The sequence below is a fragment of the Candidatus Dadabacteria bacterium genome (assembly GCA_026708565.1).
In the GTDB taxonomy this organism is placed as follows: domain Bacteria; phylum Desulfobacterota_D; class UBA1144; order Nemesobacterales; family Mycalebacteriaceae; genus Mycalebacterium.
The window spans coordinates 1-25,635 of sequence record JAPOUR010000004.1; the positions used below are offsets into that span (position 1 = coordinate 1).

Below are 25,635 nucleotides of genomic sequence, written 5' to 3' on the forward strand. Positions count from 1 at the left end.
CGATTTCTGCTCCCCGTCGTGAAGGCTGATGTTGTGAACCTGATAAGGAAGTCCGGTCTCCTCAAGCATTATTGAGACCTTCCTGCCGTTGGGCGTGGCGGCTGTGTGGAGGTGTATCATTCAGAACCCGGCGGATTCAATAACTTCCCGCTTTTCACCTTCGGGCATATCCTCAAAATAAAGTTCAACCGCTTCTTTGAGGTTGCAGACTGCTTCGTCCGGAGTCTCCCCGTAACTTGAGATATTTGTCCCGTTCAAACGGGAAACAAAAACATCCCCTTCTTTCCAAACAAGAGCGCGTAATTTTTCCAGTTTCTCCATTAGGACCTCCTTTTGCGGGAAGCGCCATACACTACACCTAATTGCATGATTTTTTCAAATCCAGGCAAACGCCCGCTTATTGCAACTTCCAGAATCAAGAGCAATTGGAGGTGCTTGGGAATAGAACCGGGCAAACGCCCGCTTATTGCAACCATGGTCGCCGATTTCCTTTCTCATTTCTTGGGAATAGAACCGGGCAAACGCCCGCTTATTGCAACTGACGAGTTCAACCCGTTTCATTTTCGCGGATCAAAGGGGTATCTGACGATAACGCCCCTCCCCGCGCAGTTGCGCCAATCCCTAACGCCAAAATATTTTTTGCGGCATTTATATCCGCATGGTCTTTGTGTCCACATTTGACACAATGGAAATCTCTGTCTTTCCGGCTTTCTTTGTCAATGTTTCCGCAACGGGAACAGGTCTGGCTGGTGTAAGCCGGTTCAACTTTGATTAGCGTCCCGCACTTGTAGGCGAGTTTGTTTTCAAAATTGCCCCAAGCAGAAGCGAGTATCTCTCTGTTCAGCCCCGCTTTCTGTCGGACATTCTTGCCCGGCTCTGTTTCTGTTCCTTTTGCCGAGGCGGTCATCCCCGGTATGTTCAAATCCTCAATAACAACGGTCTCGTATTTGTCCGCAATGCGTCTTGTTGTCTGGTGCGCCCAATTCTTGCGGACATTGCCGAGCGTCCGCGATATGCGGGCGACACGGGCTTTTGTGATGTTCCTGCGCCTGCTGCCTTTCACCTGCCGCGCCATCCTCCTCTGGTAGCGTCTCCGGCGGATTTCCAGCCGCTTGGTGTCGCGCCCGGGCAGGTGTTTCAACTCCTCTGTTGACAGGGCTATGCCGCTGACATTGCGGTCTATGCCCACCGCATCGGTCTGCGCGGGTTGCTTTACCCGGTCGGCGGGGACATCATAAAGGACGGAGCAATACCACTTGCCCGCCAGATATTTGATTGTTGCCAGTTTCGGTTCACAACCTTCATACGGATTGTTTCCCCGTAGGGTTACGCGCCCTGTCTTCGGGATGAACAGGCGGTTGTCTTTCAAGTTCACTTGTTCGGGAATAGTGAAAGACGGAGTTGACCGCGCCCTTGTTTTACGTTTCGGGAAGCCCGCGCCCTGTTTGAATGTCTTTTGCCAGGCATCCGCCTGATACTTGAGAGTGTAGCGGATTTCCCTTGCGGGCAACTCCATAAGCCAAGGGGTTTTGCGGCGGAGTTCAGTAAATTGCTTGCCAAGAGAAAAGAATGAGACGCTCGGTTTTGGTGTGCCGAATATCTTGGCTGTCTGATATTCCGCTCTATTGCGCTCAAGCGCGGCGTTCCACACAAACCGGCACGCCCCCGCAATTTGAAAAAGTTTGCCCGCCTTGCCTTTTGTTTCCAGCAACAGGCGGTAAGTAACGGAACGGGGTGAAGTTTGATGCTCCATATTCTTTATATTTTAACCGCTTTACCGAACTATGCTGACAACCCGCCTCTGTGAGGCGACCGCCCTGCCCGCCGGGTCAAGCAACTCCAAAGCAAACTCATACTCTCCGCTTTCCAGCCCCTCAACAAAAGCGGGACTCCATTTCTTGAGAACGGTTGAGGCAACCGCCTCCCCGCCGGACAACACAGACACCCTGACCGCATAGCCGTCCGCCTCCAAAGAAACGCGGTGAAGGTAGTAATCAACCATCACCCTCCGGGCGTCACCTCCCTTGTAAACGCCCTTGGGGCGGCTGTAGATAATTGCGGGGGCGGACAAGTCAATATCGGGACTTGCGCCCGGAAGCGCGAAAACAGTGAAATTTATGGCGTGCCCGGCTTCGGGCGACTTTACGCTCTCATGGTAGGAACGGGACGGAAAAGCCACAATAGTGTGGGGCCCCGGCGCCAGACGGCCTATGCGGACGGGCTTTGAAACATCATATATCGCCTTGTAGGGCTCGCCGTCAACTATGAGGTGTATGTGCTGGCCCCGAGCGGAATTGGCTATGCGGTTTTTCCGCAGAAACGGAGTTTGAACGCCGAGGTCAAAACCCGAAACATCCAATGTTACCTCTGGCGACAGAGTGAAAACACGCCCTCCGTCCGGCGGCGACACCACGCGGACCTTCGCATCCTTAATAACGGGAGACCGCGAGACCTCAACTATTCTGACCTCCGCCGCGCAGACATCCGCAAACACCATCTGCGCCGCCGCAAGTAAAAGCAAAAACCTCATCGGCAGAAGACTACCACACTCAAGGGCCGGTTTGAAAATAAGCGCCGCCCGTGTAGTATGCGCCTATGAGCGGCAGTCGTAAAAAAGACGGGGGCGGACGCGCCCGGCGCGACACGGTCTCGCTTGATATTGCCGCCCGTCCCAGAAGAAACAGAAAAAGCCCCTCCATCCGCGCTCTTGCGGCGGAAACCCGCCTGCTTGCGGAAAACCTTATTTATCCGCTGTTTGTGCACGGCGGGAGCGCGGATGAAGACATAAAGTCCATGCCGGGCAAAAAGAGACTGGGCGCGGACGGCCTGATGAGGGAAGTGGAAATGTCCGTAAATGCCGGAGTTACCGCCTTTATACTTTTCCCCGTGGTTGAGGACTCAGAAAAATCCCCGGACGCAAGGGAGGCGGGCAACCCGCGCGGGCTTATCCCCGAAACCGCGCGCGCTCTGAAAAAACAGTTTCCCGATGCGACCTTAATAACCGATGTCGCCCTTGACCCTTATTCAAGCGACGGACACGACGGGATAGTCTCTTCATCGGGCGAGATACTGAACGATTTGACGGTTGAGGCGCTGTGCGGGCAGGCGCTTGCGCACGCCGAAGCCGGGGCGGACATTGTGTCGCCCAGCGACATGATGGACGGGCGCGTGGGAGCAATCAGGGAGACGCTTGACGAAAACGGGCATACCGGAACTTCCATACTGTCCTACACGGCAAAATACGCCTCATGCTTTTACGGACCGTTTCGCGGCGCGCTGGACTCCGCGCCCAAAGCGGGCGACAAGAAGACCTATCAGATGAACCCCGCCAACGTGAGGGAGGCGCTCAGGGAACTTGCCCTTGACGAGGCGGAGGGGGCGGATATTGTGATGGTGAAACCCGCAGGATACTACCTTGATGTGGTGAGCGCGTTCAGGGAGTCAACTGATTTGCCGGTCGCCGCTTATCAGGTGAGCGGGGAATACCTTATGATAAAATCCGCCGCAGCGGTCGGCGGAATAAGCGAGAGAGACGCCGTTATGGAGAGTTTACTCGCAATCACAAGGGCGGGGGCGGATATGATAGCAACCTATTTCGCCCCCGAAGCGGCAAACTTTTTAAGGAGGTTTGAAACATGAGATTTGCAGCGTTTGTTGACGGGCCCAACCTTATGGGCTCATTCAGAAATCTGGGTCTTAACATTGATGACTATCAGTCTTTCTACAATTTCGTAATGAGGAGAGCGGTGGCGGAATGGAGTAAATGCGTGGTGGGCGAGTGTGAAACCACAACACTTGTGTGGCGCGTCTTCTGGTATCAAATCGGAAGCATAGATGAACTTCGCTTTGACAATCCCGCTTTTGAGGAAAGCCTGCGCCGCAACTTTGAGCGGGATGCGGAACTGAAGCACTCCTTTGTGTCGGCTGCGCAGAGAGAAAATCATCCCGACCCGGAGGAAGGGGCGTGGGGCATGTGCCTGAGCGAGGGCAAGGAATGGTATGAAAAGAAAAGAGCGGACTTGAGAAAGATGAACCAGTTCAACCGCGCGGTCAGGAACAACACCCGCTTTGTTGACATCATTGAGTGCGGCCACTGGAAACTGGACATACTCAGAAAGAATCTGCACGAAAAAGGCATTGACACCTCTCTGGCCGTTGACCTCGCAACCATGACGGATTCCTACGATGTGGCGGTGGTGCTGTCGGGAGATGCGGACATGTTGCCTTCAATCAATCATGCAAAAAAGCACAAGGGCAAACAGATAGGCATTGTGGAACTCAAAAATGATGATGATTCGCGCGGGCAACAATCATCCGCGAGACTCAGAAATCACGCCGACTTTGTTGTCTCAATAGGAAAAACCGAACTGCTGGGCGAAGGCATCTGCGCCGAAAGGCAGTATTGAAGCGGTATTGAAAAAACGGTCAGCCGCCCCCGCTCAGGGGTTCACGACAACCTTGCCGAACTGCCCGGCGCTCTCCAGCGCCTTGTGAGCCCCGGCAAGGTCCGAAAGCGGAAACTTTCTGCCTATGACTGGAGTAACCGTTCCGCCCGCCGCCATTTCAACGCACTCTTTAAGCATACTCTGAGACGAGTTGAAAACGGTAACTCCGATGACGGAAATGTCGCGCATTATGACGGGACCGATGGAGAACTTGTCAACCACCCCGCCGCCCACGACTCCCACAAGAAGAAGCCGTCCTCCGGATTTGAGAATTTTAATGTTTTTCTCCCAGTGGGCGGCACCCACGGGGTCAAACACTATGTCAACACCGCCCTTTATCACTCTGGAAAAGTCTTCGGTTTTGTAGTTAATTGTCTCGTCCGCGCCGAGTTCGCGCGCTTTCCCAAGTTTCTCATCACTGCCCGCTGTGGCTATGACTTTTGCGCCCAGATGTTTTGCAACCTGTATGGCCGCCGTTCCCGACCCGCTACCGGCAGCGTGAACCACCACCGTTTCACCCTTCTCCAGACCGCCTCTGCTGGCAAGCCCGTAAAGCGCCGTCACGTAACAGATGGGCAACGTGCATGCGTCATCATGAGAAAGGGCGTCCGGAATTTTGCAGACATTCACAGCCGGAACGGTTACAAACTCGGCAAAACCGCCCTGCCGGTTCACCCCTATAACGCTGACTCCGCCTCCGGTTTTGACGGCGGGGTTGACCACCACGCGGTCTCCGGGGAAAACCCCCCAGACCGACTTGCCGGCCTCTTTAACCTCGCCGGATATGTCTATGCCGCCTATGTGGGGAAGGTCAACCGGGCGGGGAGACTTGCCGGACCTCAAACGCGTGTCCAAAGAATTCATCGCACACGCTTTTACACGTATCAGAACATCATCCGCCCCCGGGGACGGAACCTCAGCGTCCTCGTATTTTATGACATCGGCATCTCCGACTTCATGATATATACCGGATTTCATGTCACCCCTCCTTTGAAAAACAATCTCGCATTATACAGTCAACAACCGGCGGGGGCAACCTTAATTGCCTCATCCCTCCGGAAGACATGCGGACCACTCCGCCCAATGATAACCGCAAATTGAAAACGCGCAAGACTTTACAAACAGGCGCGCGCTGTTATAATCTGGTTCTTCTGCGGAGCGGACAATGAAAAAAGGCATCCACCCCGAATACAAACAGGTGGTTTTTCAAGACCCCTCATCCGGCTTTTCCATACTGACGCGGTCAACAAAGACCTCGGACAAGACGGTCAAGTGGGAGGACGGCAACGAATACCCGCTGGTAACCGTTGAGGTTTCAAGCAGTTCCCACCCGTTCTTTACGGGCAGGGAGCAACAGTTCGCCAAAGAGAGCCGCGTGGAAAAATTTCGCAAGAAATACGGCTCTCAGGAAAAACCCTCCGAAGAATCAGAGGCCTGACTCTTTCAAGTATTTGACGACATCATCCTGAATTGACCCGTCAACCATCTCGCGCCAGTCGTCGCTTCCCTGCTTTATTGAGTCCCTTATTTTGGTCGCCGATATCCATCCGATGTTTTCAGGCGGAAAAAACTCGTTCATCTCGTAGCCGACCCCCCTTCCCCAGTTCACGGATTCAATGTCGGGGATTTTCATCACCTCAACATCATCGCCCTTGCTCGCGTGATACTTGCGTATCATGTCTATGGTCTGTTCGGTCGTGAACGGGTTTTTCGGGTCGGGCGGGATGTCCCGCACCATGATCAGGCACGGAACGCCCTTGTCCAGTTTTTGGCGTATGAGGCTTATGTGCCCCTGATGGTAGGGCTGATACCTCCCTATGAAGATCGCCCTTTTTGTTTCTGCGGGCGTTATTTCGGGATGCCCGTGATTTGTAACTTTCCAGTCAGACATTTTGCTTCTCCTTGCCGCCCATTCCATGAGCGGAAAACTGGCTCCGGCGGAGGGATTCGAACCCCCGACCTAGTGGTTAACAGCCACCCGCTCTGCCAACTGAGCTACACCGGAACAGATAAGATGTGTTAAATTATACCGCTCATGAAAGACAGTCAAGAAAAGCGGGGAGACGGCGGGAAACCGGGGGGAAAGGCGCGTTCCTCGGCGCTTGCGCCCGCCTCTCCGCTTCAGCGCTATGTGGCGGAAATCGCCGCCCACCCCATCCTGTCGGGAGAGCGCGAGCGCGAACTTGCCGTCCGCTACAGGGAAACGGGAGACATAGACGCCGCGCGCCAGCTGGTTGCCTCAAACTTGAGGTTTGTCGTCAAAGTCGCGGGGGAATACAAAAACCACGGCATTAACATGATGGACATAATTCAGGAGGGCAATCTCGGCCTCATGCACGCGGTAAAAAGGTTTGATCCCACAAAGGGATACCGCCTCATTTCGTATGCCGTCTGGTGGATAAAGGCATACATCCGCAAGCATATAATGGACACTTGGAGTCTTGTCAGAATAGGCACGGGCAGGGAGCAGAGAAAGCTGTTTTACAACATGCGCGCTGCGAGCGGGAAACTTGAGCGCGGCGGCGCGGCGGCAACACGCGGGGAAATAGCAAAAGAGGTGGGCGTGTCGGAAAAAGGCGTGTCGGAAATGAAGCAGATAATGGGAGCGCGCGACATGTCCCTGAACTCGCCCGTGCGGGACGGGGCGGATGCGGCACACATGGATTTTCTCGCGGACTCCTCCGAGGGACAGGATGCGGGGTTTGAGCGCGCGCAGATAAAAAGCATGGTCAAATCACACATGACGGACGCGCTTAAAACACTGGGTGAAAAAGAGAACTATATTGTCCGCAACCGCTTTCTCAGCGAAAGCCCCAAGACGCTGGACACCATAGGGAACAAGTTCGGCATCTCACGCGAGAGGGTAAGGCAGATAGAGAAAACGGCGCTGAAAAAACTGAAAAAAGAGTTTGAAAAACATGGCATCTCCCCGCCCGACCCGCGTTAGGACAAGCCATCGGGTGCGGACGCTAAAATCTCAGCCGTTTTTTCAATCGCCTTTGCCACTCCGGACGGGTCGTTCCCGCCGGCCTGAGCGAGAGAGGGTTTGCCTCCCCCCCTGCCGCCGATGAGCGGCGCAATTTCTTTGACAATGTTTCCCGCATGAAACTTTCCCGCCGCATCTCCGGCGACACCCACAAGAACAAACGCCTTTCCCTCCCTTGAGCCGCCGAGCGCGGCGACGCCGTTTTTAATCTTTGCCCTGACCTTGTCCCACAACTCCCTCAGTTCCTCCGGCCCCGCGCCGTCCACCTCGCGCGAAACAAAGGAAACGCCCCCTATCTCCCGCGCCCCGGAAAGCGCCTCATCGGTGTCTCCCGCAATGGCATCCCTCTTCGCCCTGCCAACCTCTTTTTCAAGTTCTCCCGCACGCCGCAAAAGTTTCTCTATGCGCCCGGGCACGTCCGAAGGGTCGCCGCCGAGAGAAACAGCCGCCTCCGCGAGCGTCATCTCATTGCGCACGGCGCGCTTTCGCGCCGCTTCCGCGCACACCGCCTCTATCCTTCTGACCCCCGCGCTTGAAGCGGACTGCGAAACAATGGTGAAAAGCCCCGCCGCCGCCGCATTGGAAAGGTGAGTTCCGCCGCACAGTTCCGCGCTGTAGCCGCCGATGGAAACCACCCGGACTTTGTCGCCGTATTTCTCTTCAAATATCGCCGTTGCGCCCTCTTTCAGCGCTTCCTCGTAAGGAACATCCGCCCTTGTTACCACCTCGTCCGCGCGGGAAATCCTCTCGTTGACCTCATCCTCAATGGCGCGAGATTCATCCGGGGTAATGCGGGAGTGGTGTGTAAAATCAAACCTGAGCCTGTCCGGGGCGACAAGCGAGCCTGCCTGCGTTACATGGCTTCCGAGAATATCCCTCAGAACGGAGTGCAGTATGTGAGTTGCCGTGTGGTGTGCCGAGACGGCGCGGCGGCGGGCTTTGTCAACGGACAAAACCACCTCGCCTCCGGCGGACAACCGCCCTTTCTCAACCACGGCGCGGTGGCTTATAATTCCGGCGGCGGGCTTTGTGGTGTCGGTAACGCGCGCGAAAAACCCTTCCCCTTCAATCGTCCCCGTGTCTCCGACCTGTCCGCCGGAATTCGCGTAAAACGGGGTTGAATCCGTAATGATTTCAATCTCGCCGTCTCCGGCGTCAGCGGTAAAAACCGCCTTTGCTTCGCCTGCGGTTGAGCCGTAGCCGGTAAATTCGCATGCAAACCCTTCGGACACAAGGGCGGTGTAGTCCGCCGCGCGCGGGTCGCCGCCGCCCTTCCACGACTTTCTTGACTGCTCTTTTTGCGCGCCCATTTCCTTCTCAAACCCGGCGCGGTCAACGCCGAGATTCTTCTCCCTTAGCACGTCCTCGGTCAGGTCAAGAGGAAAGCCGTAGGTGTCGTAAAGTTTGAACGCGACCTTTCCGGGCAGTTTCCCGCCTGCGGGCAGTTTCCCCACTTCGCTCTCAAGGATTTCAAGCCCCCGCGCCGCAGTCTCAAGAAACCGCTCCTCTTCGGCGCGAACCACATCGGAGGCGAAACCGGCTTTTTGAGCGGCATCGGGATATGCGTCCGCCATCAGACCGGAAACCGCGTCGAGGGTCTTGAACAGAAACGGCTCGTCCGCGCCGAGGGTTTTTGCGTGGCGCACCGCCCTTCTGATAATCCTTCTGAGAACATACCCCCTGCCCTCGTTTGAGGGGAAAACCCCGTCCGTTATAAGAAAGAGCGCCGCGCGCGCGTGGTCTGCTATAACGCGCATGCTGCTGTCCGCCTTCCCCCCGCCGTCCTCATACCGCGCCTGTGAAATCTCCTCAATGCGCGAGATGACGCCCCGCAGCAAATCCGTTTCGTAGTTGCTTGCCCTTCCCTGTATGACCGCCGCCATTCTTTCAAGCCCCATTCCCGTGTCAATGCTTGGACGGGGAAGCGGCGACATTTTCCCGGACTCATCCCTCTCATACTGCATAAAAACAAGATTCCACAATTCAAGGTAGCGGTCGCAATCACAGCCGGGGGCGCAGTCATTTTTTCCGCATCCCGCCTTTTCCCCCTGATCTATGAGGATTTCGGAGCACGGCCCGCACGGGCCCACATTTCCCATTGTCCAGAAATTGCTCTCGTCCCCCATCGGGAGAATGCGGGACGGGGGAAGCCCCGCCGCTTTCTGCCAGATTTTCGCCGCCTCGCCGTCATCATTGTGGACGGTTATCCAGAGTTTATTTTCCGGCAGACCGTAAACCTTTGTAACAAGTTCCCACGCAAACGCTGTGGCGTCTTCCTTGAAGTAGTCGCCAAAGGAAAAGTTGCCGAGCATTTCAAAAAATGTGTGGTGGCGCGCGGTGTATCCCACATTGTCAAGGTCGTTGTGTTTGCCGCCCGCCCTCATGCATTTCTGGGATGAGACGGCGCGCGGGTGTGAAAATTTTTCAAGTCCCAGAAAAACATTCTTGAACTGGACCATGCCCGAATTTGAAAAAAGAAGGGTCGGGTCATCCGGGGGAACAAGGGAGGAACTTTTTACGCGCTTGTGCCCCCTTTGTTCAAAAAAGGAAAGAAACGCCTCCCTGATTTCGCTTCCAGTCATAACGGTTTGCGCCCCGAACGGGCGCGCCGGAGTTTAACGGAGTTTCCGGCGGAGATTACTTTGCCGCCGGAATCACGGACACGGTTTTTCTCTTGCCCTTGCGGAATTTCACAACTCCGTCCGCCAGCGCAAAGAGCGTCCAGTCGCGCCCGGAGCCGACATTGTCTCCGGCGTGAAACGAGGTCCCCCTCTGCCTGACTATGATGTTTCCGGCTTTGACGAACTCCCCGCCGAACTTCTTGACGCCGAGCCGCTTGCCCGCCGAATCTCTTCCGTTTTTTGAACTGCCGCCGCCTTTCTTTGTGGACATACCGCTCTCCCTACCCCCTGATATCCGTAATGCGGACGCTGGTGTATTGCTGCCGGTGCCCGGCTTTGCGCCTGTAGCCCTTGCGCCGTTTGAATTTGAAAACCGTTATTTTGTCTCCCTTTTTCTGGGAAATGATTTCGCCCTTCACCTCGGCTCCCTCAACAACCGGAGCGCCGACCTTCGCCTCGCCCTCGCCGTTTGAGACCAGCAGAACATCGGCAAAGCCGACCGAATCGCCCGGACTGCCCGCGATCTTCTCAATGTCAACCACATCGCCGGGCTTTACCAAGTATTGTCTGTTTCCTGTTCTTATGACCGCCTGCATAGCAACCGCTCCGTCCTCGGGGACGGCTCATTATGCCACAGATTGGGGGGAAGTGTCAAACGGGGCGGGGTGTTCACGCAAGGTCAAAACGGTCCAGATTCGTCACCTTGGTCCAGACGGCAACAAAGTCTCTGACGAATTTCTCCTCTCCGTCCCCGCAACCGTAAACCTCGGCAAGAGCCCGCAGTTCGGAGTTTGAGCCGAATATCAGGTCAACCCGCGTCCCGGTCCATTTCGGTTTTCCGGTTTTCCGGTCGCGGCCTTCAAACAGGTCTTCATCGCCGGACACCGGCTTCCAGTCGGTGTTCATATCCAGCAGGTTCACGAAGAAGTCATTGGTCAGCGCGCCCGGCCGTTCGGTGAAGACGCCGTGCCGTGTTTGTCCGAAGTTTGTGTCCAGCACGCGCATGCCGCCGACAAGAGCCGTCATTTCGGGCGGTGTCAGGGTCAGCAGTTGCGCCCGGTCAACCAGCAGTTCTTCGTCTGAAACGGCGTATTTTTCTTTCCGGTAGTTGCGAAACCCGTCCGCCGCCGGTTCAAGCACGGCAAACGACTCAACATCGGTTTGTTCCGGAGAGGCGTCCGCGCGCCCCGGTGTGAAAGGCGCGGTTATACCGCTCCCCGCCCGCCCGGCGGCCTGCTCAATGCCGACGCAACCCGCAAGCACTATCAGGTCGGCAAGAGACACTTTCTTGCCGCCGGTTGCGGCGTCGTTGAATTCGTTCCTTATATCCTCAAGGGATTTCAGTGTTTCCGCCAGTTGTTCCGGCTGATTGACCTCCCAGTCTTTCTGGGGTGACAGACGAATGCGGGCTCCGTTTGCGCCGCCGCGCATATCCGAGCCGCGAAAAGTGGAGGCGGAAGCCCACGCGGTTGAAACCATTTGCCTGACGGACAGGCCGGAATCGCCGATCTTTTTCTTGAGAGAGGCGATATCGGTTTCGTCAATCAACGGATGGTCAACTGCGGGGACGGGGTCCTGCCAGATAAGTTCCTCTTTTGGAACTTCGGGTCCCAGATAGCGGGCGCGCGGCCCCATATCGCGGTGGGTCAGTTTGAACCATGCGCGGGCGAATGCGTCCGCAAACCGGTCGGGGCTTTCGTGAAAACGCCGTGAGATTTTTTCAAACTCCGGGTCAAAGCGCAGAGTAAGGTCTGTGGTCAGCATAGTGGGACGGTGGCGTTTTGACGGGTCGTGAGCGTCCGGAATTGTTTCGTCTCCGTCTTTTGCCACCCACTGGTAGGCCCCGGCGGGGCTTTTGGTCAGTTCCCATTCGTGTCCGAACAGGTGGTCAAAAAAGTCATTGCTCCACTTGGCGGGTGTTTTTGTCCATGTAACTTCGGGGCCGCCGGTAATGGTGTCTGCGCTGTGTCCCGAACCGTGGCCGCTTTTCCATCCCAGCCCCTGCTGTTCAATGCCCGCCGCTTCGGGTTCCGCTCCCACAAGCGCCGGGTCGCCCGCGCCGTGTGATTTGCCGAAAGAGTGGCCGCCCGCAATCAGCGCCACGGTTTCCTCATCATTCATTGCCATGCGCCCGAAGGTTTCGCGGATATCAGCCGCCGCCGCAACCGGGTCGGGTTTGCCGTCCGGCCCTTCGGGGTTGACGTAGATCAGCCCCATTTGAACTGCGGCAAGGGGGTTTTCAAGGTCCCGTTCCCCGGAGTAGCGTTTGTCATCCAGCCATGTTTTTTCCGCTCCCCAGTAAATATCTTTTTCCGGCTCCCAGATGTCTTTGCGTCCGCCGCCGAAGCCGAAGGTTTTGAATCCCATTGATTCCAGCGCGACATTGCCGGCAAGAATCATCAGGTCCGCCCATGATATTTTCTTTCCGTATTTTTGTTTTATCGGCCAGAGCAGTCTGCGCGCCTTGTCAAGATTGGCGTTGTCGGGCCAGCTGTTGAGAGGAGCAAAGCGCTGGTTGCCGGTTCCGCCGCCTCCACGCCCGTCTCCGGTGCGGTAAGTTCCGGCGGCGTGCCATGACATGCGGATAAACAGCGGCCCGTAGTGGCCGAAATCCGCGGGCCACCAGTCCTGAGAATCGGTCATCAGGTTGTGGAGGTCTTTTTTCAGGGCGTCATAGTCCAGAGATTTGAACTCTTCCGTGTAGTTGAAATCCCCTTCCATTGGGTCTGACATTGAGGAATGCTGGCGCAGAATATCCAGCCGCAACCGGTTGGGCCACCAGTCGTTGTTTGTTGTGCCACCTCCGGCGGCGTGATTGACCGGGCATTTGTTCATTGGTGCTTTTTCTCCTTTCGCGTTTATGAAAACCTGCTTGTTTTGTTGCAGTAAGCAAACTATAAAGGAAGGTGTGCTTGTGTCAAACGGGGGAGTTAATACTTGGGTTCTATTGACAAAGCGACTGGCTGTAATAGCCTATACACCACGAAATCGGGTCTTCTGATTTCGAACTAAATACCGCCTTTGAGCGGGTGGCCGGATCGGGCGTAACCCGTGAAAGCAAGTCCTGAAGCCACTGCAAGGTGGCTTCAGTTGTTTTCGGAGCATGAAATGTTTCACTTTTGCTATCTGGATGAGAGTGGTTGCCTTATCAGTCGGATATGCCAAACCGCCGAAAGTTTGTTATCATAGGTGTTGCCCTCTAAAATGAGAGAAAAGATGACTGAACAGGACAAAATCAAGATTTCCGTTGAAAACTACGGCCCCATAGCGGAAGCCAAAGATATTGAAATCGGCCCGCTTACCGTGTTTGTGGGACCAAGCAACACGGGCAAGTCTTACCTTGCGGTGTTGATATACGCATTGTTCAAGTGTGTGTATGGGAAGTTGTGGGGGCTCAGCATAGCAAGTGCGGCAAGAAGACATGGTCATTTTTACAGGGATGTCCTTGAAGAAAAGCATGTTCAGCAAATCCATGACCTTATAGATAATCTGGAACAACTTTCGGAAACCGCAGATTTTTTTGACCTGCCGGAGAACTTAAGAGGCTGGATTAGTCAACTAATATCTGAATACACATACGAAGCATTTCATGAGGAAATCTCCAGATGCACGGGAATCATACCAAAAGAAAACGACCTGATATCAGACAAGTTTCATATTGATTTTGAAGATGAGAGGCACAAGCTGACAATACCGTCATTGGATAAGATACCGGCAATGAATATAAAAAAGGGTCATGAAATCCCTTGCTACATTTTTTCATTGTTAGCAAGGATTAAGGGAATGGATGAAGAGGAGAGAAAAGCTGATTTTCTTGTTGATGAATTATTGACCAAGACGCTACTTTCAATACGGACTGCGGCAAACCCCTTCTACCTGCCGGCGGCAAGAACCGGAATCATGCAGAGCCACAGGGCAATAGCGGCTACCCTTGTTCACAGAGCCCCTTTTGCAGCCCTTGAACCCGTCTCTATTCCTGCTTTGAGCGGGATTTTGTCTGATTTCTTATCAGAACTTATTCAGATGGACATATCAGAAAGACCGGAGGCTAACATCTACAAAATAGCGGAGAAAATGGAGACCGACATACTGCACGGGACAGTAAAATTAGACCTTTCCGGCCCCAGTCAATACCCGCAGTTTTCATACAAGCAAAACGGGCTTGAAGTGCCCCTGTTGCGCTCATCGTCAATGGTTTCAGAACTTGCGCCGATTGTTATGTATCTAAAGCATTTAGTCAAAAAAGGCGACCTACTGATAATAGAAGAACCGGAAGCGCATTTGCATCCCGAAGCGCAAAGGGAGGTTGCAAAAACCATAGTCCGCCTCATCCGTCACGGGGTCAAGGTCATGGTAACGACTCACAGCGACTACTTATTGGAACAACTGGAAAACCATGTCCGGGTGTCAAATCTCAGCGAAGAAAGACGCAAAGCGTTGGTGGGAGACGCAGGGCTTTACATTGAACCGGATGAGATAAATACTTACTGGTTCCAACAAAAAGAACAGGGAACGGTTGTCAAAAAACTGCAATTTGACAACATGGAAGGCAGTTTGTCTCCTCAAGACCATAATCAAATATCATCCGCCTTGTACAATGAGACCGTCAACATCCTTGATGAGATTGAACATCTTCAGGAAAGCAAGGGCGAGTACAAGGAATCGGAATAGTGCCGGTAATTTACTCGCAGAGAATAAGAAACTTTTTTCCCGATGATTGCGCTCTTGATCAAGTGCGGAACAGCAACCGGGCTTGCAAGGTGCGCCTCAACGGCTTCCCGCCGGAAAGAATAGTTATTTCAATGGACCGGGCAATGAAGTCCGGTGATCTGGGCAGACGGGGAGACTATGCGGTTGTGGCGGATGAAATAACACAGGGTGAGACATTTTTCATCCCGATGGAAGTGAAATCAAAATCACTTAAAGGAAAACAAGTTACAGAGCAGATAGAAGGCGTCATCACTTTTTTTCAGAAACACCTTCCAGCAAATTGCAAAATTTACCCTTTGCTTGTAACTGAAAGTCTGCGTTCCAGCGCGAGAAACCAACTTCCTAAAATATCCGTTCAATCTTTCAAGGGAAAGTTGAGAATCAAACACCTTGCCTGCGGCGATGATTTGGAGTGGAAGGTGATTAAAGAGGAAGCGAGGTAAGTTGGGGTTAATCTCTACGATTGAGATTTACTCAGGGACGGGCATACCCCATTCGCGCATTGTGTTTGATATTTTCTGCACAAAGTCTTGATCGCCCTGCTCCCGCGCCAGATTCAGCGCCTTGCGTATATCTTCTTCTGCTGATTTGTCCCCACTATTGATCGCATACTTGTCTATTGCGCGGTTGTTGTAAGCATTGGCAGTCTGCGGGTTTATCTCTATATCCTTGGTGTAATCGGCAATGGCTTTCTGGTATTCCCCTATTTCAGAGTAACAGTAGCCGCGATTGCCGTAAGCCATAGCGTATTGAGGATTTATCTCTATGGCTCTGGTGTAATCAGAAATGGCTTTCTGGTATTCCTCTATCTGAGAATAACAGTAGCCGCGATTGTAGTAGGCTACGGTGTCTTGAGGGCCTATCTCTATGGCATTGGTATAGTCGGAAATGGCTTTCTCATTTTCCCCTATTTTAGAGTAACAGTCGCCGCGATTGCCATAAGCCATGGCGCATTGAGGGTCTATCTCTATGGCTCTGGTGTAATCAGAAATGGCTTTCTCATTTTCCCCTATTTGAAAGTAACAGGTGCCAAGATTGTTGTAAGCCATGGCGTGTTGAGGGTCTATCTCTATAGCTCCGGTGTAATCGGAAATGGCTTTCTCCCTATCTTTTATTTGAAAGTAACAGTTGCCACGATTGATGTAGGCAGTAGCATATTGAGGGTTAATCTTTATGGCTCTGGTATAGGATTCAATGGCTTTCTCGTATTTTCCTATTTGGTAGTGTGCGTTCCCATCCGCAAAATACTCCCGAGCAGTCTTGATGTGGTAATACCTTTTAACTCTGTTTGCTATGGACAAACCGGAGAAGTCGGGAAACAAAGTCTCCGCATTGATGTCGTGCAATCTGTTCAATTCCTCCCAGATTTCGCGTTTCGCACCCTTGTCAACAACAATCTTCTGATAATCGCCTTCATCTATTGCGGACTTTCCGAATACAAAGATACTGCTTTGTCGTAGAATGCGTTCCGCCCGCACTCTCTGGGCTTCCCAATGCCAGTAAGAAGGTTGCGGTTGCTTTTCCTTAGTAGCAGAATCAGAGGACTGAGGTTGTAGAAAATCTTCAATTTCCCTGTTTCCGCTACTGAACTTATCTTCATTAACAGCAATGAATTTGGTTATATCGGTATTGTTAATGATACACACTGTACCATTTTTCTCCTGCTGTGAATCTACAGCGAACCACAAAGCAACATAGATGTTTTTGGTGAAGTCTATAAAGGCTGTTGCAGCGCCATGGTGTTGCAACTTCGCCAGAAGTTCCAAGTCGTGTAAGGAACGTGCCCCCTCGTATCCATGCCCCTTGCTTCGTATGCGGTCTATGAGGTCGCGGTGATACTCCACAAAATGTTGCTGATTAGGAACCATCTCATTATCTTCCGCAGATTTTTTAATCCTGCGCCAAGCGGCAGACTCCAATGCCCATTCCGCATCCGGCAGACCCCGGAAAATGCACCGACGGTCTTCCGTCAACTCTCTTACGCGGTCAGCATACTCGCGTATGCTCTTTACCGGCTCCGGTTTGGTGTCGGATTCAGACATCTCCAACCTTCCCCGCCAATTGCTCCCTCATATCCTTCCCGTCAACTGTCTTTTCAACAATGATAAACAACCCCTTCCCTTCACTTTTGCTTTCCCAAAGTTCGCCAATGGTGCGCTTTTCCGCCGTGTCCGCACTGTCGGCGAGAAGGTCGCCTTTGTATTCAACAACAAGCTGACGACCATCCTCAAGTTGCGCGATAAAATCAGGATAAAAACTGCCCTTTGCCGTAGGCAGACAGAATGAATTTTCATGCTTCGCCACATTTCTGACCCAAAACTTTAAGCCCGCCATACTGTCAATTGCCTGAGCGCACTGGAATTCTTCGCCGCCTTCAACGCCGTCAAATGCCGGAACATCCGAGAGAAAGTGTTTCCGCGGCTTCCACGCGCCGCGATAAAGACGCTGCCCGGAATACATGTTTTCCTTGAACTCAAAGCCCGTATCAAATGAAACCGCCGTTTTCGCTTCAGGGGCAAAAAGATATTTTTGGTAGGATTTACCGCGCTCCTCCAAACGGATCCTGTTGAGTTTTTCCCGTATCTTGCGGGCGAGTATGAACTTGCAACGCATCAACGCCGCTATGCGCATTTTGCGAACATTGACTAAATGCCCGACCATCCCGCTCAACCACTTTAGCAATTCGCTCTGGTGAATATCCGGCTGGCGGACTTGGCGGTCCAGCCACAGCACAAGGGCCTCCGGTGTCCAACCCTCAATATCAATATCAAGCCCAAGTTGCTCATCTTCGCCTGCAAACTGGTAGATAAGGCGGTTCCCGTTAAGGTCTATTTCAAAACTGCGGGCGGTCTCATGTATGGCAAATTCGCTTTCATCCATCTTGGAAGAATGATCAAGCAAAGACCACTCATGAAACTCCATGAAAACATCAGTATCGGCAAGTTCCAGTTCGCCCTGAATTTCTGACATAAGTCGCGGAACTCTGAAAGACTCCCCCCTTTCGGCGGGTGACGGTTCACGTTGCGCTTCGGCGCGGTATTTTTGAATCGCGCCTTTGATTTCTTCCTGCCGTGTCTCCGGCAGCAATTCCGTAATTGCCTCTTCCCTCTTATCATCTATCAGACCCGTTATCTCAATTTCATACTCTCCCTCGCCGGTCTCCCGCAACGACACGCCCTCTTGCTTCTCAATCTCGCCGACCTCCCCGGATGTTGCGGTCAACTTATACTTAAAGGTCTCCTCAGGTTTATCAAACAGAGCAGCCGAATCTCCATTGCCAAGTTGCAGTTGCTCTATACTTTCCTGCGCCTCCTCCTCCTGAAAACCCATGGAAACCAATGTGTCAACCAGAGACTTGGCCGCCTCGCTGAAAGACGGTTCGGAGAGGCAGGCATAGGCGCGGTTGAGTTCATCCGCCTTGCGCCGCTTTGCGTAAGGCATACGCAACACGCGCCCTAAAAGTTGCTCAACATCTATCGCGCTCTGAATGCGCGACACTGAGCAAAAAACATAAGCAAACGAGCAGTCCCACCCCTCTTTTAACGCTTCAACCGTGATGACGTATTCAATTTCACATTTCGGGTCAAACAGGTTTATTCCGTCCAGTTCCCGCTGGTCGCCGGTGGCAACTGCAATTTTTTCCTCCGCGATTTGCTCAGATTCAATCAGGTGTTTTTTCAGTTCCTCAACAGTAACTTCCTGATTTTTCGGTTGCGCCTGAAATAAAACAATAGGCCGGATGTAACCGGGGTCATCTTTTGCGGTTTCAGCTAATCCGGCGCGGGTTGAGACTGCGCCATTGACCGCATTCTGCCAGTTGTCATACTCGGACAGCATGATCGGCAGTTTAATCATCTCCTCCGCCTTTAATTCCTGCGCCGTTACGCTGTAAAGAATGTTGGATCTGGCTCGTGGCGTTGCCGTGAATTCAATGATTGCCGAAGGGTTCACCCGCGTCTGCATTTCACGGGTCAATCCGGTAACGGCCTTTTGCGCCTCGTCAACAATCATAAGCGGGCGGTGAATGTGCATAAGGTTGGCAAAAGAAAACTTGACGCCGCCCTCAAGCGTTTCAAGACCCGCCGCCGATTTCGGCAGCGAGCTGAAATGCGGTTCCAGATTTTCATTATGCGCGTAAACCTTGCGCCCCTCGGTGTCTTTCACTCGTAGCGTCTGAATAGTGCCGACAACAATACAGCAATGGTCACGTATATCCTGCGGGCGTATATGTGTGAAATCGGCAATATCAAACACGCGCACACGCCCGCCGAATGCCTCATCAAGCGCCTGTCTGTAAGAGTGGTTCGGATTTTTCAGCGCATCAACGGTTTGAAGCCGGATTGTTTTTGAGGGAACCAGCCATAAAACCATCGGATAGTCCTTTTCCACCCAGGCATCGCGGGCAATGCTGATTGAGTGAGCGCCAAGCAGGGTTTTGCCGCCGCCGGTCGGCAGGCGCAGACAGACGTATGGCACATTCGCCAAATTGTTGAGCGGCTCATAGTCTCCGGCATAACGGCCAAGCCGCGCCGCAATTTCCGGCTCTTTGGTAACAGCCTCGTATGCCCCTTTCGGCCCCGCGATACGCGCCTCTTCAAGAAAACGCCGGAGGGTTGAGAGGGTTTCGGTCTGATATTTTTTGAGTTCCATGCTGTTTTTCAGTCCCGCGCTTTAACATCATAAGGCGTTTGCTTGAATGTAACGCGCTCGCGGTCAAGCGTTGCGGGTGTCATCCTTGATTGTTCTCCATAAATTACAAGCGGGCCGTCAAAGGTTGAATCCGTCTTGTGGATTGTATCCCGAATAGACGCCAGTGTCTTGCGTGTAAGAACATTGCCGCCATCCGGTCGTTTGTCGCCGAGTATGCCGTTGTAAAGCAATGCGTAAGCCGTGCCGTCATCAATTCCAAGCAACGGAGTTTTGCCCGTTCCGTTCCAAGGCCGGTTGGTTTCGGAAAACCAGATATGAGCGGCCAGAACCGGAAAGCGAATATCGGCGCATATATGGCCTTCTTCATCAAACACCGGCGGGCCGAGGCGAAAGAAGCGGAAACCGCCGCCGCCTTTCCAGTCAACCGCTTTTGAAATACCGCCCTGCTCGCCTTCAATCACTTTGTTCAGGCGCGGCACACAATGGGTTTGAGCGTGTTCGCCTATTTCTACGCCGATATAATGGCGGTTCATTTTGTGGGCAACGGCGGCGGCAGTGCCGGAGCCGAGGAAGGAATCAAGAATAAGGTCGCCGGGGTTTGTGGATAATTGCAAGACGCGCTCAAGAAGACGTTCAGGTTTTGGTGTGTCAAAAACGCTGTCTTCATTAAATTGCTTTACTTCTTGTTTAGCATCCTGATTGTGACCAACTTCTTGGTGAAGCCAGATAGTTATAGGTGTAATTCCGTCTTGTACATCAGAAAGAAATTTTTTAATTCGAGGAACATTTGTTCCCTTCTTTCCAAACCATATACGATTATCCTCTACCAATTCGTCAAATCGTTCCTTGGAAAACTGCCAACTTCTTCCCTTGGGTGGCCAAAACTCCTTGCCTGCCAGATTTTGAATCGGATAGATATATTTTTGACTTGGAGTTTTCACTTGTATGGGCTGAGAGGCCCAAGGTCCTCGAGGATCATTGTCGGGGTTAGAAAATCCACTATCTTGCTCTTCACTGCGGGGTAATAGATTAAGTCGCCATTTATCTTTGTTTTTTGCATGGACTATTATGTAGTCGTGGTTGTCGCTGAACCAACGCGCATCATTAGCGCGAGTGTGCTTCTTTTGCCATATCACATTCGCCACAAAGTTGCGCCGCCCGAAAACCTCATCCATAGCAATCTTTAAGTAGTGTCCTTCATCATCATCAACAGATACCCAAATAGAACCATCCTCAGCAAGTAACTCCCGCAACAACTCAAGGCGCGGCCACATCATCGCCAGCCATTGCGTATGTTCAAGGTTATCTTCATAGTGCTCAAACGCAGAGCGCGTATTGTAAGGCGGGTCAATATAAATGCACTTCACCCGCCCCGCATAGAAAGGCAACAACGCCTTCAATGCCTCAAGATTATCCCCCTGAATAAGCATATTGCCCGCATCCCTGTCTCCCGCCGACAGTTTAGACACTTCTTCCAGCAAGCGATAAGGCACACTTTGCGCGGCGCGTGTGTCTTCGTCTCTCGTCAACCAGTTGAGTGTGGGCATGGGCTTTCCTGTTTGCTCTGCATAGTTTGACCTTAGGCGACTTGATATTGCCTGTCATTTTACCTGAATACCAACTCAACCGCCACCTGTTCAATTACCTTCCTTGAATGTGTTTATAGTAAGAAGATGTTATGGATTTACCAATATATCTTAGTTGCAATCTCTTGTTAGTATAGGTAACCTTGGCAAAATCGGAGTTGAATACCGTATGGAAGTCCCGTTTACAGTATCAGCGCGGTCGGCGCGCCTCATCGGTAGGGAGAACATCGCCAATCAAGAGGGCGCTATAATTGAACTCGTCAAAAATTCTTACGATGCTGACGCTAACTTGTGCATACTTTTCTTTGATGGCAATGATACGCTTTACATCATAGATGATGGTGATGGAATGACAGATGAGGTCATTCGGAATCACTGGATGGTTATCGGCACAAGTAACAAGGAAGCAAACATCATTAGCCAGAAAGAAAGAGTAAGGACCGGCGCAAAGGGCATAGGGCGCTTTGCACTTGACCGCTTGGGTTCTAAATGCATAATGACTACTAAACCTAAAGGTAAAAAACACGGTTATATCTGGAATGTAGACTGGCAAGCCTTTGAATCAAACTCTGCATTGACTATTGGAGACATCAAAGCCAGTTTGAGTACAAAAGAAAACTTGAACCAAAAAGAAGTTGTATTAAGCACCTTACCAAAGACTCAAGGCATTGAGCAAACTGGCTTCAAAAACGGAACAATTTTACAAATAGATCAACTTAGAGACAATTGGGACAAGAAAGACTTTGACAAACTATTCAACAACCTAAGAAGCCTAATACCTCCTCTGGAAGCCAACGATTTCTCTATATATTTACTATGTTCGGAATACCCTGATGATTATGGAGAAATCAGTTCGCTTGTTTGTGATGATTACGACTACAAACTTGTTGCCAAAGTGTTTTCCAATCAGAATGTCGAAATTAAAATATGGAGAAATGAAACAGATATAGAAAGCCTTCCGCCCAAGTTCTTTCAACAGAATGGTATGAGAGAGTATCCTTTTGACAAAAACACTTTTGAAAAAGGATATTTCCAACAAAACAAAACTCTAAAAGAATTGTTGCCCGGCTTTGAGGACCAACATCAAACTCTTAAAACAATTGGGAAATTCTCATTCACTTTTTATTTTATGAAAAGGACAACAAATACTAATGACAGTACAAAGTATTTTTACAAGGATTTCAATGCCAGATTGCGCAGAAAGTGGCTTAATCAACATGGTGGTATTCGAATTTACCGAGATAAGTTTAGGGTAAGACCCTACGGAGAACCAGAGTCTCCAGCTACTGATTGGTTAGGACTTGCTACAAGGCAGGCATTAAGTCCGGCGGCTGTTTCAAGAAAAAGGGACTGGCGTGTTAGAGATTTCAACATTGCTGGGATCGTAGAAATATCAAGAAGGGATAATCCTGATCTTGAGGATCAAGCAAACAGGGAGGGTATTCAAGAAAATAAAACTTTTAGTCTTTTCAAAGAAGTACTTGTAGGCATCATTGCAACATTTGAAGATGATCGGTCATATATTGCATCTGAAATGAGCAAACTTACCCCCAAAGAAGAGACGAAAGAAAAAGTGAAGGAGATCAAAGAAGCACTTAAGAACAAACCACATGACGACGATACAGAGGAGATTCAGACTCTTTTAAGTCGTATTGACGATATAGAAAGAGAACTTGAAGACTCGCTTAATGACCAGCAGATTCTTCGAGTATTAGCAAGCAATGGCGCCATGGTTGCTTCATTTGTCCATGAACTGCACAACATAGAGAAAGAACTTAAGCATAGGTTCAAAGAATTCCGTAAAGACATACTGCCGCCATTCATCAATAAAGAAGAGATTGAAAAAACACCTGATTACAAAAACCCTTTCAAACGCATAGATGAGATGGAAAAAACAGACCAAACCCTATTAGGATGGATGCAATTTGCACTTGGAGCAATCAAAAACGACAAAAGAAAAAGAAAGAAGATAAAGATCAAGGACTATTTTCGTTCATTGGAAAAAATGTGGAAATTTCATTTAGATGACCGCCAAGTTAATATGGTTGTTTGCCACCCTGAAAATGATATTGAATTGAAAGCATTTGAAGTGGACCTAATGACTGTTTTCAATAATCTCATTATCAATTCTATTGATGCCTTCATGAGGAATGACGCGCCAGAAAAAAGAGAAATACATATCGCCTACAACGACGAAAATGATAGTATAAAATTTTCTTACAAAGATAGTGGGCCGGGTCTCTTAAAAGAGATTGACAAGCCAGAAAGGATTTTTGACATGCTGTTTACAACTAAAAGAGATAAGAGCACAGGATACGAAATTGGCTCAGGTATAGGCATGTGGTTAGTTCAATCAACTATAAAAGACTACAATGGCAACTTAAAACTTAAAAGACCTCGCAATGGGTTTGAACTGGAAATCATCTTGCCAAAAACCAAAAAGAGAGGACAAGCAAATGCCTGAAGACAATTTCAGTATCTGTTATGTAGATGAGGATGAGGCGGACCGCAACACTTTCAAAAGACACTCAGAGAGATATGGTCTTTCTACTGAATGCCTTCATCCGGACAAAAACATAGAAGAATTTGTGCAAAAGATTCTTTCTCTTGGGGTAGACGCTATAGTGGTTGACTATAATCTTAAGGAAAAAGATAGAAGCATTACCTACTCAGGCACAGACCTTGTAAAAGGCATTAGAGAATACAAAAAAAGTCTTCCATGTTGCATACTGACAAGTTATAGCGAAGAGGCTATCGAACAATCTGATGATGTGCATATAATTTATTCCAAAGACCCTGAAAACGAAGAGGACCCGTCAAACCTTTTCCACAGACTTAAATCTCAAATCAAAAAATACCATAGTCTACTTTTGAAGTATGAAGAAAGACTTAATTTCTTAATCAAGGAAAGCGAGAAGAGAACTTTGACGGCAGACGAAGAGCAAGAACTTATAGATAAAGAAAGAACAATCATAGAAGAAACAGGAAAAGATATAAAGACACCCGATCACTTAAAAGGATCCGTCCACATAGACATTGTAAGAGAACTCATAGATAAATCTAATGAAATCATATCCACAACCAAAAAAGAGGATAATTAGTGGCTTTTCAATATAAATTAAGGAGACAATCTCCTCAAAGGACCTGCAAGAAAGTATTTGATAGATATCAAAGCTATAAGGGGTATCTTAAGACAGACTTCAATAAAAGATGTGGCTATTGTGATATCACATTGTTATACAAGCAATTTGCCAGCATTGAGCACTTTGCACCCAGAAGAAAATTTCCCCACCTTGCATCTATATATGGAAATCTGATCTATGCATGCAAAATGTGCAATCAAAGCAAAAGCAGTGATTGGCCTATGAACAATGAAAACCCTTCACATGATGGACAGCAAGGATATGTTGACCCTTGTTCGCTTGAATATGATTCCCATTTAGGAAGAAAATCAAATGGGCAAATATACGGGAAAACTCCTGTTGGAGAATACATGGTCATCAGACTTAGATTAAACTTACGTGACCGCATAGTAGAGTGGCAATCAGATATCTTGCGCGATAAAGCCCTAGAAATCAAAGAGATTCTAAATACTCTCCCCCCTTCTCACCCCAATTATGAAGCATTAAATCAGTATTATGAACAAATGAAAAATCTCTTGAATTATCGCCAGAGCAAATGGAAGATACTGTAGAGAGTTATGTTATCGCACCCGCAACCTTCTGCTTCTTATCTTTTTCAACGCCTCTTGAATACTGGCTATCTCTCTCTCAGACAACTTCATATTTTCACCCAATATAATAGCATCATTTCTCATCAAAATCTCATCAATAGAACTTTTGCGCTTGAATCTCTTCTTGAAAGATTGAAAATTCCTTCTGTCAATACTGCAGTAAGGAAGTGGTAGTTGTTTAAATTCCGTAGGAGTCAACTCCAGCACACCACCACCATAAGATCGCCCTGTCAATTCTGCCATAACGAGTGTTAGAGAGTTATAGAAAGAAAAGAGCAACTCATCCATTTCAAACCCTTCATTCATCTTTACCCTATAAGCGGAGTCCGTTACGTACACACTGGCTGAGTTAGACAACAATTTAGGATAAAGATGACTTCTCTTAAAGAAAAATCCATCCGACCCTTCTATAGACGGAATGTCAAACCATCTATCTCTCAACTTGCATTTGTATCGCCTGTTTATTTCTTCTTTTTTTCCTAACCTCAGATACTCTTTCATTTCATGAGAAAATTCTGACTCTGGTGTTTCATTCAAATCAAGTAGGAAACAAGGCTTTTCCAATTGCTTCAAGTCGTCAAAGTCTTCCACAGAAAAGTCAATACCACCATTTACGTATAGTGCTTTCTGGATAATCGGTTGAACATGGTCTTTAAGGTTGAAGTTATGAACATCTTCCAGACTTAGAATGAAGAAAGAATTTGCAGCCGTCACAATCCCTGCTCTTGACGAGCAATAGTAATCCATGCGTTCAAGAGAATCAGAAACATCATAAATGAAGTTGAGAGATTTTTCGCCTATTGTGCCACCAGTCCATTTTTTTGTCTTGAACATCTCATTGGACTCAAATCTTATGTTGTCTTCTATATTCTCCATAGACTTTTGATCTGAGCAATAGATACCA

At 50.2% G+C, this 25,635-nt stretch carries 23 protein-coding genes and 1 tRNA gene; 9 read left to right on the forward strand and 15 right to left on the reverse strand.

Translation table 11 applies throughout. The features are described from left to right. The 4 genes from OXF42_00980 to OXF42_00995 form a co-directional block, all read right to left on the reverse strand. On the reverse strand, positions 1–120 hold a 120-nt coding region (locus OXF42_00980), incomplete at its 3' end, for a glutathione S-transferase (GenBank protein MCY4046677.1). Next, positions 121–321: a type II toxin-antitoxin system HicB family antitoxin gene (locus tag OXF42_00985; GenBank protein ID MCY4046678.1), complete on the reverse strand. Its 201-nt coding sequence runs from the start codon at positions 319–321 to the stop codon at positions 121–123. A gap of 226 nt (positions 322–547) precedes the next feature. Then, on the reverse strand, positions 548–1,753 hold the full coding sequence (locus OXF42_00990) for a transposase (protein ID MCY4046679.1): 1,206 nt from the start codon (positions 1,751–1,753) through the stop codon (positions 548–550). 21 nt (positions 1,754–1,774) lie between these two features. Further along, positions 1,775–2,530: a hypothetical protein gene (locus OXF42_00995; protein ID MCY4046680.1), complete on the reverse strand. Its 756-nt coding sequence runs from the start codon at positions 2,528–2,530 to the stop codon at positions 1,775–1,777. Between the two features lie 65 nt (positions 2,531–2,595). Here OXF42_00995 and hemB point away from each other — a divergent pair, with 65 nt between their 5' ends. Next, on the forward strand, positions 2,596–3,639 hold the full coding sequence (hemB, locus tag OXF42_01000) for a porphobilinogen synthase (protein MCY4046681.1): 1,044 nt from the start codon (positions 2,596–2,598) through the stop codon (positions 3,637–3,639). Beyond that, positions 3,636–4,406, forward strand: a complete 771-nt coding sequence (locus tag OXF42_01005) for an NYN domain-containing protein (GenBank protein MCY4046682.1) — start codon at positions 3,636–3,638, stop codon at positions 4,404–4,406. Before hemB ends, OXF42_01005 begins: the two co-directional genes overlap by 4 nt. 33 nt (positions 4,407–4,439) lie before the next feature. Here OXF42_01005 and OXF42_01010 read toward each other — a convergent pair whose 3' ends face one another. After that, on the reverse strand, positions 4,440–5,423 hold the full coding sequence (locus OXF42_01010; GenBank protein ID MCY4046683.1) for a zinc-binding dehydrogenase: 984 nt from the start codon (positions 5,421–5,423) through the stop codon (positions 4,440–4,442). Positions 5,424–5,610: 187 nt separating this feature from the next. Here OXF42_01010 and OXF42_01015 point away from each other — a divergent pair, with 187 nt between their 5' ends. Next, positions 5,611–5,883 carry a type B 50S ribosomal protein L31 gene (locus OXF42_01015; GenBank protein MCY4046684.1) on the forward strand — a complete coding sequence of 91 codons (273 nt, stop codon included), beginning with the start codon at positions 5,611–5,613 and terminating at the stop codon, positions 5,881–5,883. Here the strand turns inward: OXF42_01015 and OXF42_01020 are convergent. Then, entirely contained in the window at positions 5,872–6,336 is a 465-nt protein-coding gene (locus OXF42_01020) for an adenylyltransferase/cytidyltransferase family protein (protein ID MCY4046685.1), read from the reverse strand. The two genes, OXF42_01015 and OXF42_01020, sit on opposite strands and share 12 nt — an antisense overlap. 38 nt (positions 6,337–6,374) lie before the next feature. Then, a tRNA-Asn gene (locus OXF42_01025) sits at positions 6,375–6,450 on the reverse strand. 30 nt (positions 6,451–6,480) lie between these two features. Between OXF42_01025 and OXF42_01030 the strand changes: the two genes are divergently transcribed. Further along, positions 6,481–7,392 (forward strand): RNA polymerase factor sigma-32, encoded by a 912-nt coding sequence (locus OXF42_01030; GenBank protein MCY4046686.1) that lies wholly within the window; start codon positions 6,481–6,483, stop codon positions 7,390–7,392. Here OXF42_01030 and alaS read toward each other — a convergent pair. From alaS to katG, 4 genes are all read right to left on the reverse strand, one after another. Beyond that, complete coding sequence (gene alaS / locus OXF42_01035; GenBank protein MCY4046687.1) at positions 7,389–10,013, reverse strand: alanine--tRNA ligase; 2,625 nt, start codon at positions 10,011–10,013, stop codon at positions 7,389–7,391. The genes OXF42_01030 and alaS overlap by 4 nt on opposite strands. A 55-nt stretch (positions 10,014–10,068) precedes the next feature. Continuing rightward, positions 10,069–10,323, reverse strand: a complete 255-nt coding sequence (gene rpmA, locus OXF42_01040; GenBank protein ID MCY4046688.1) for a 50S ribosomal protein L27 — start codon at positions 10,321–10,323, stop codon at positions 10,069–10,071. A gap of 10 nt (positions 10,324–10,333) precedes the next feature. Further along, positions 10,334–10,648, reverse strand: a complete 315-nt coding sequence (gene rplU / locus OXF42_01045) for a 50S ribosomal protein L21 (protein MCY4046689.1) — start codon at positions 10,646–10,648, stop codon at positions 10,334–10,336. A 73-nt stretch (positions 10,649–10,721) separates the two neighbouring features. After that, positions 10,722–12,887, reverse strand: coding sequence for a catalase/peroxidase HPI (katG, locus tag OXF42_01050; protein ID MCY4046690.1), 2,166 nt, complete (start codon positions 12,885–12,887; stop codon positions 10,722–10,724). A gap of 381 nt (positions 12,888–13,268) precedes the next feature. Between katG and OXF42_01055 the strand changes: the two genes are divergently transcribed. Beyond that, positions 13,269–14,723 carry an AAA family ATPase gene (locus OXF42_01055; GenBank protein MCY4046691.1) on the forward strand — a complete coding sequence of 485 codons (1,455 nt, stop codon included), beginning with the start codon at positions 13,269–13,271 and terminating at the stop codon, positions 14,721–14,723. Then, positions 14,723–15,205: a hypothetical protein gene (locus OXF42_01060; protein MCY4046692.1), complete on the forward strand. Its 483-nt coding sequence runs from the start codon at positions 14,723–14,725 to the stop codon at positions 15,203–15,205. The genes OXF42_01055 and OXF42_01060 overlap by 1 nt, the downstream gene beginning before the upstream one ends. 27 nt (positions 15,206–15,232) lie before the next feature. On the opposite strand, the gene OXF42_01065 is transcribed toward OXF42_01060, so the two are convergent. Genes OXF42_01065 through OXF42_01075 form a run of 3 tightly spaced genes read right to left on the reverse strand, consistent with a single transcriptional unit; the run spans position 15,233 to position 20,959 of the window. Continuing rightward, positions 15,233–16,804, reverse strand: coding sequence for a tetratricopeptide repeat protein (locus OXF42_01065; GenBank protein ID MCY4046693.1), 1,572 nt, complete (start codon positions 16,802–16,804; stop codon positions 15,233–15,235). After that, positions 16,797–19,412 carry a DEAD/DEAH box helicase family protein gene (locus tag OXF42_01070; GenBank protein MCY4046694.1) on the reverse strand — a complete coding sequence of 872 codons (2,616 nt, stop codon included), beginning with the start codon at positions 19,410–19,412 and terminating at the stop codon, positions 16,797–16,799. The genes OXF42_01065 and OXF42_01070 overlap by 8 nt, the downstream gene beginning before the upstream one ends. A gap of 8 nt (positions 19,413–19,420) precedes the next feature. After that, positions 19,421–20,959, reverse strand: a complete 1,539-nt coding sequence (locus OXF42_01075) for a site-specific DNA-methyltransferase (GenBank protein ID MCY4046695.1) — start codon at positions 20,957–20,959, stop codon at positions 19,421–19,423. A 208-nt stretch (positions 20,960–21,167) separates the two neighbouring features. Here OXF42_01075 and OXF42_01080 point away from each other — a divergent pair, with 208 nt between their 5' ends. The 3 genes from OXF42_01080 to OXF42_01090 are packed head-to-tail and all read left to right on the forward strand — an operon-like array spanning position 21,168 to position 24,692. Further along, complete coding sequence (locus OXF42_01080) at positions 21,168–23,462, forward strand: ATP-binding protein (GenBank protein ID MCY4046696.1); 2,295 nt, start codon at positions 21,168–21,170, stop codon at positions 23,460–23,462. After that, a complete protein-coding gene (locus OXF42_01085) occupies positions 23,455–24,099 on the forward strand; it encodes a response regulator (GenBank protein MCY4046697.1) in 645 nt (214 codons plus the stop codon). Before OXF42_01080 ends, OXF42_01085 begins: the two co-directional genes overlap by 8 nt. After that, a complete protein-coding gene (locus OXF42_01090; protein MCY4046698.1) occupies positions 24,099–24,692 on the forward strand; it encodes an HNH endonuclease in 594 nt (197 codons plus the stop codon). Before OXF42_01085 ends, OXF42_01090 begins: the two co-directional genes overlap by 1 nt. A 9-nt stretch (positions 24,693–24,701) precedes the next feature. Here OXF42_01090 and OXF42_01095 read toward each other — a convergent pair. Then, a partial coding sequence (locus OXF42_01095; GenBank protein ID MCY4046699.1) for a type I restriction endonuclease subunit M occupies positions 24,702–25,635 on the reverse strand: 934 nt, incomplete at its 5' end.